5 protein-coding genes are annotated in these 6,663 nt (G+C 65.4%); 4 read left to right on the top strand and 1 reads right to left on the bottom strand.

The features are described 5' to 3' along the window. The 4 genes from Q4S41_RS15360 to Q4S41_RS15345 form a co-directional block, all read left to right on the top strand. A partial coding sequence (locus tag Q4S41_RS15360; RefSeq protein WP_305032003.1) for a glycine-rich protein occupies nucleotides 1-3,048 on the top strand: 3,048 nt, incomplete at its 5' end. 72 nt (nucleotides 3,049-3,120) lie between these two features. Next, nucleotides 3,121-4,530, top strand: a complete 1,410-nt coding sequence (locus Q4S41_RS15355) for a T9SS type A sorting domain-containing protein (RefSeq protein ID WP_305032002.1) — start codon at nucleotides 3,121-3,123, stop codon at nucleotides 4,528-4,530. Nucleotides 4,531-4,689: 159 nt separating this feature from the next. Further along, a complete protein-coding gene (locus Q4S41_RS15350; RefSeq protein ID WP_305032001.1) occupies nucleotides 4,690-5,253 on the top strand; it encodes a hypothetical protein in 564 nt (187 codons plus the stop codon). Nucleotides 5,254-5,351: 98 nt separating this feature from the next. Then, nucleotides 5,352-5,618, top strand: coding sequence for a hypothetical protein (locus Q4S41_RS15345; RefSeq protein ID WP_305032000.1), 267 nt, complete (start codon nucleotides 5,352-5,354; stop codon nucleotides 5,616-5,618). Nucleotides 5,619-5,684: 66 nt separating this feature from the next. Here Q4S41_RS15345 and Q4S41_RS15340 read toward each other — a convergent pair whose 3' ends face one another. Next, nucleotides 5,685-6,260: a DUF6252 family protein gene (locus Q4S41_RS15340; RefSeq protein ID WP_305031999.1), complete on the bottom strand. Its 576-nt coding sequence runs from the start codon at nucleotides 6,258-6,260 to the stop codon at nucleotides 5,685-5,687. Between the last annotated feature and the right edge of the window lie 403 nt (nucleotides 6,261-6,663).

Raw genomic sequence — 6,663 nt, 5'->3', positions numbered from 1 at the left:
GGCGGCAGCGGCGGTGGCGACTACGGCGGCGGCGGCGGCGGCGGCTACTACGGCGGCGGCGGCGGGGCAGGCGACGGGGCGGGCGGCGGCGGCGGCTCGTCGTATGCGGGGGCCGGCACCAGCGCCGTGGCCCACACCCAGGGTTTTCAGGGCGGCAACGGCTACGTAACCTTCACGGACAACTCCGTGCCCCCCAACCTGCCGGCGCCTTACCTGGACCCCCGCAACATCGCGGGCGTGATTCGGAGCCAAACCACCCCGCAGGTGGGGGCCAACTTCAACATCACCGGCGACGGCACCATTGGCGGCACCGGCACCGTGACGGGCAACAGTGTGGTGGGCGGCAACAGCCTCGTGAGCGGCAATGTGGGCATCGGCACCACCGCCCCGCTCACGCGCCTGAGCATCAGCCCCAACGCCACTGAGCCCAAGCTGACCCTCTACGGCGGCGGCGGCAACGACCATTACGGCCTGGGCGTGAGCGGCAACCAGTTCAACTACCACGTGCTGACCACCGCCGACCGGCACGTGTTTTACGCCGGGGGTAAGAACGGCGACGGCACCGAGTTGATGCGCATTCAGGGCAACGGCAGCGTGGGCATTGGCATGGGCGCCCCCGATGCCTCGGCCGCGCTCGACGTGAACAGCACCACCAAGGGCCTGCTGCCGCCCCGCCTGAACACGACGCAGCGCAACGCCATTGCCAGCCCGGCGGCGGGCCTCACCATCTACAACACCAACACCAAAAAGCTCAATACCTGGAACGGCACCAGTTGGACGGAAGCCCTGACTACGACCGAGCCGGTGTACCAGGAAACCCTGACCTTCGGCTACACCGGCGGGCCGCAAACTTACACCGTGCCCTACGGCGTCACGCGCCTGGCCATCGATGCGCGCGGAGCCTCGGGCGGGGATGAAACCTATTACCAGAACCGGGGCGGCCTGGGGGCGCGGGTGCAGGCCACGCTGGCCGTGACGGCGGGCCAGGTATTCCAGATTTATGTGGGTGAGGCTGGGTACGTCTCGGCCAGTGGTTCCATTGCCGGCAGCTTCAATGGCGGGGGCGGGGTGAACTACACCGGTGGCAGCGGCGGCGGGGCCACCGACCTGCGCAGCAGCGGCGGCACGCTGGCCGACCGCCTGCTGGTGGCCGGGGGCGGGGGCGGGGCCTCCTACATCCAGGGCGGCTCGCAGGGGGGGCGTGGCGGGGCCCCCAACGGGGGCAACGGCACGGGCGGCAACAATCCCGGCACCGGGGCCACGCAAGCAGCCGGCGGCTCGCCCGGCGGCAGCCTGGGCCAGGGCGGCTACGGCGGGGGCACCGCCGGGGGCGGCGGCGGGGGCGGCTACTACGGCGGCGGCGGCAGCAACGGCTTTTCCAGCGGCGGGGGCGGCTCGTCGTGGGTGACGCCGACGGGCAGCTCGGCCATTACGATGACGGCCGGGGCCAACTCCGGCAACGGCAGCCTCACCATCACCCAAAACCCCGTGTACGCGGCCCCGGTGCTCGACGCCAGCAACTTCATCAACGTGCCCGGCGACAACCTGGGCAACCACACGGCTACCCAGAACCTGAACCTGGCGGCCTACAAACTCGTGGGCAACGGCGGCAGCACCGGCCTGGCCATCGGCAGCACCGGCAACGTGGGCATCGGCACCAGCCCCACGGCCACGCTCGACGTGAACGGCAGCACCCGCCTGCGGGGGTTGAGTACGGCGGGCGTGGTGACGACCGACGCCAGCGGCAACCTGGGCAGCAGCAGTGCCACTGCGGCCTTTGGCACGAGCTTCATCCAGAACACGACCACGCAGCAGGCTAGCAGCAACTTCAACATTAGCGGCAACGGCACGGTGGGCGGCACCCTCACGGCGGCCAATGCCAGCATCACCACCGCCCTCACCGGCAACGGGGGCAACATCGGCACCGTGGTGGGCCTGGGCGTGCGGGCCGACGGGGGCCTCAACATCGGGCAGAACACCGGCGGCAACAACATTGCCCTGGGCTACGCCGCCGGGGCCGTGAGCACGGGCGCGAAAAACCAGTTCATCGGCTACGCCGCCGGCTCGGGCAGCACTTCGGGCAACAACAACGCGTTCAGCGGCTACGCCAGCGGCAACGCCAACACCACCGGCGGCTACAATACGTTTGAGGGAGCTTTCAGCGGCAACGGCAACACCGGGGGCAACTTCAACGCCTTCTTCGGGGCCACCGCCGGTGTCTACAACACCACGGGCAGCAACAACACGGCCCTGGGCTACAACAGCGGCCCGGCCCAGGGCAGCGGGGCCCTCGACAACGCCACTGCCCTCGGGGCCAACGTCACGCTGACCACCAGCAACACCGTGGTGCTGGGCAACGGGGCCAACGTGGGCATCGGCACCCCGGCCCCGGCCGCGGGCCTGCACGTGCTCACCGGCAATGGTGGGGTGAGCAGCGGCACCGGGGTTCTCATCAGCGGCCTGCCCACCGCCAACCCCAACATCGAGCTGCGCGGCGGCGGCACGGCTGTCACGCCCTACATCGACTTCGCTGAAACCAGCGGCGTGGACTACTCCACCCGCTTGCGCAGCATCAGCGGCGTGCTGAACGTGGAAGGCAGCGGCAGCGGCGGGCTGCTCTTTAAGGTTAACGGCAACGTGCAAGCCACCAATGTGACCTACACCTCCGACGCCCGCTTCAAAACCCACGTGCGCCCCATCGGCGCGGCCCTGGCCTCGGTGTTGGCCCTGCGCGGGGTGCGCTACGAGTGGAACGCACTGGGCGTGCAGCGCGGCGGCAAAGCCGGCGCCGGGCAGGTGGGCCTCATCGCCCAGGAGCTGGAAAAGGTGTACCCCGAGCTGGTGTTTACCGACGCGCAGGGTTACAAAAGCGTGAACTACGCCCAGCTTACGCCCGTGCTCATTGAGGCCCTCAAGGAGCAGCAGGCCCAGATTGAGGCGCTGAAGCAGCAAAACACTGCCCTGAAAGCTGAAACCACGGCCACCACCGAAGCCTTCGAGGCGCGGCTGCGGCGGCTGGAGGCAGCCGGCGCGCAGGCCCGTCGGTAATTAATTGATTACGTGCCGGGCCAGACTGTCTGCCCCGGCACCTTTCCTGATGTTCTTCCTCTTGTTGTGCCCATGAAAATAGCCCTAACTCTCTCGCTACTGCTGCCCGCCCTAGCCGGCTTGGCCCAGACCACGCTCACCAACGACGGCAGCACCATCACCGTGGGCAGCGGGGCCGTGCTCTACGTGGCCGGCGGCGTGCAGAACTACGCCGGCGGCACCCTGAGCAACGCCGGCACCGTGCAACTCACCGGCGACTTGAACAACGCGGGCACGCTGGCTTCTGGCGGCACGCTGCTGTTCAGCGGCACCACCAATCAGGTGTTCACGCCGGGCACGGCCACAGTGGCCACGCTCGTGCTCAACAACACCGGCGCCCTGGGCCAGCGCACCCTTGGCCTGCCCGCCGACCTGACCGTGAACACGGCCTTGACGCTGCAAAGCGGGCTGCTGCGCACCGCTCCCACGGCCACCCTCACCCTGCCCGATGGGGCCACGCTCAGCGGCGAAACAACCGGCCAGTACGTGCAGGGCAACCTGCGCATCATCCGCGCCGCCGGCTCCGGCGTGCTCGACTTCGGCCACGGCCTGACCTTGGACCGCAGTGGCCTGGGCCAGGTCGCCGCCACCCGCACGGCCGGCTTGCTCACCGACAACCTGAGCCGCGGCGTCAACTTCAACAATACGGCCCTCAAAGGCATCGACCGCATCTGGAACGTGGAACCCACCACCGCCCCCAGCGCCGCCGTGTCCGTCACCCTGCAGTGGCTCTCCGACGATGACAACGGTCTGACCAGCTTCGCCCAGACCCAGGCCTGGCGTGCCAACCTGAACGCCGCCACCTGGGCGGTAGCCGGCGTGCCCCAGGCCGCCACGGTGAGCGGCAGCACCCGCAGCTTCTCGTTTGCTACCGTTGCGCTGGGCCGCCTCACCGTCAGCAACAGCGCCAACCCGCTGCCGGTGGAACTGGTGCGCTTCACCGCCGAGCCCCAGCAGGCCGACGCGCTGCTGAAGTGGGCCACCGCCTCGGAGAAAAACAACGACCGTTTCGAGGTGGAAGCCAGCGCCGACGGGCGCACGTTCCGCCGCATTGGCCATGTAGCCGGCCACGGCAGCACCACGCAGGCGCACGAGTATCAGTTCACGGACCCGGCCATTGTCCGCTACGGCACCAGCCTAGTGTACTACCGCCTGCGGCAGGTAGACTTGGACGGCACGTTCGCCTACTCGCTGGTGCGCACCGTGGCCGTGCGCGGGCTGGCCGGGCTGGCCCTGTTCCCGAACCCGACAACACAGGCCGCCACGCTCACCGGCGCGAAGCCCGGCGCGGCCGTGACGGTGTTTGATGCCGTCGGCCGGCTGGTGCTGGCAATCCCGGCCGATGCGGCTGGCACTGCCCAACTGGCCTTGCCCGATGGCTTTGCCACCGGCGTATACGTGGTGCGCACGGGCAGCATAGCCCTGCGCCTTGTTGTGGAGTAAGCCTAGCCGGTTGCCAGCCAGCCGCCCAGGTCTTGAAACCAGACGACCACAAAACCCTCCTTTTCCTGTTCGGACCCTTTGGGTATACGCCTGATTGCCCGGCGGCTACTTCTTACCGGTGCCCCGGCCGGTGCTATCTTGGCCGATGCAAATACCGCCATGAACATCGCCGCCATGAAACGGGCCCTGGGTCCACCGCTGTGCCTGCTCGCGTGTGCGGCCATCTCCCTGGCGTGTGGGTGCCGGTGGTTTGACACCGAAGCGCAACTGCAGCAGCTGTGCGCGCAATCCGACGCCGTTTTGGTGGGGCAAGCCGTCGCGGCCATCGGCCCCCGGAACGCGCGCAGGAGCCCCCGCTTTTTGGGCGACGACGTCCTGGTGCGCGTCATCGCCTGGAAGAAAGGGCCGGTTCGGCGCGATACCGTCGTGGTCATGCAAGCGGACGGGAACTGCAACCGCCCGTTCGTCGCGGGCGACACGGTGTACATCTTTGCGCGCGCCATCCGCGGGGTTCGGGCACTGCCCCGGCAGGACGAAGAGCACTCCTATTCCTACTTTGAGGAAGAGAAACAAGTCTTTTATAAGGACGGCGGGGCCGCGGCCGTGCAGCAATACCGGGAATGGGCCCGGCGTTTTCCGGCCATCACCACCAATCAATGCACCTCCTTCACGAAGCAACACCGGTTGGTGCCGGCCTTTTTCCTCGCCTTGAAGGAGAAATAGCGACACGCTGCCTTCGCCAACAACCGTTCACCTTGCAACCGTTTCCGGGCACTGAGAAGGTGAGAGTAGCTTCGTGTACATTTTCACCGGCTGACCCTATGACAGCTCATGCCCTGGCTTGCGCGGCCGTAGTAGAGCGGCTGGCCCAGGCGGGCATCCGGCATGAGGTGCAGGTGTTTCCCTCCGGTACCATCATGCTCGATGTCTGGGGCCGAGACCGGTTCTACGTGCTGCAGTTCGAAGAAGGGGTGTTGGGCATCTCCGAGATAACCGAGGCTAATCCGGACTTTTCAACCATTCCGGATGAACAAGTCAAAGACGTGGCCACTTTACTGGCCAAGGTCGAATCGCTCCTGTTGGCTTAGTAGAAATCCTCGTTTCTTTGAATGGAGGGCGTTTAAGCCGACCGTTTGGCTAGACTAGAAAAGAACTTACTGTTTGCGGTCGAACCGTCCCTCGGTAACCGTGAGGGTCCTAGTGGGGTCGAGATTACTGACGGCGGTAAATTCAAAAGTGCCCGCTATAACAGTGTTGTTCAAAGTGCTTAAATCCACATAAGTAATATTGACTTGTCCCGTATGGCTGGCGTCCGTTGAGTACACCTCTTGGCGGGAGTCATTCGGAAAAAATGCTGCATAGCTCTTGCATTGAGAGGATATAGCAGCTGGCAACACTGGCGTATTTTGATTGAGAGAATAGGGTCTAATCAGCTTTTGATTTCTGTTACTCGGGAAGCCATCCAGAAAGAGGTGCAGACTCCCTTCCCGGTCGCCGAATTTTCCGTTCAGGCGCAGATAGTACGCGCTGTCATAGGCAAACCCGCCGCCGATGCCTTTGACTTTGCCCGGGCCGCTGCCCCAGCCAGAGGCCACGAATACTTGGCCATTTATGCGGCAGCCGGCGGTGTTGGCCCCGGTGTGGGTGGCGGCGGGCAGGCTGGCTTCTGGGTCGTCCTTGGAGCAGGCGGCCAAGGCCAGTAGCAGGAAGCAACACAGTTGTCCTTTCATGGGGGGGCGCTTGGGGAGGGGTGAATAAAGTTAACGCCCGGCCTGCCAAGGCCAAAGACGAATTATCCGCTTGGCAGACTTTTGAAACGGAGCGATAACCACCCCTGCATACGCCCTGGTGGCGGTAAGCGCAGCGCTTAGCCCTGAAATGAAGCCGAATAAAGGACTTTACGTGCTGCTCGTACTCATGTCCGTACTAGCATTTAGAGACGGCCGCAAAGCTTAACGCTCGGTTTACTAAACTACACCAGCAGCTCGGGAAAAGATGGCTAAAAGGCCATTGCAACACTTGGCGAGTTTAAGGAACTCGTCTATGAATCAAAGTTTACGAAACGCGCCAAGTAGATGAGTTTCGTAAACTCGGGGGCCTCCAAAAAACGTCCGTATTCTGGAGGGTTTTTCA

The sequence above is a fragment of the Hymenobacter convexus genome, assembly GCF_030580955.1.
Lineage (GTDB): Bacteria > Bacteroidota > Bacteroidia > Cytophagales > Hymenobacteraceae > Hymenobacter.
The sequence above is the reverse complement of the archived record's forward strand: the minus strand, read 5'-3'. Positions and strand labels throughout refer to the sequence as shown.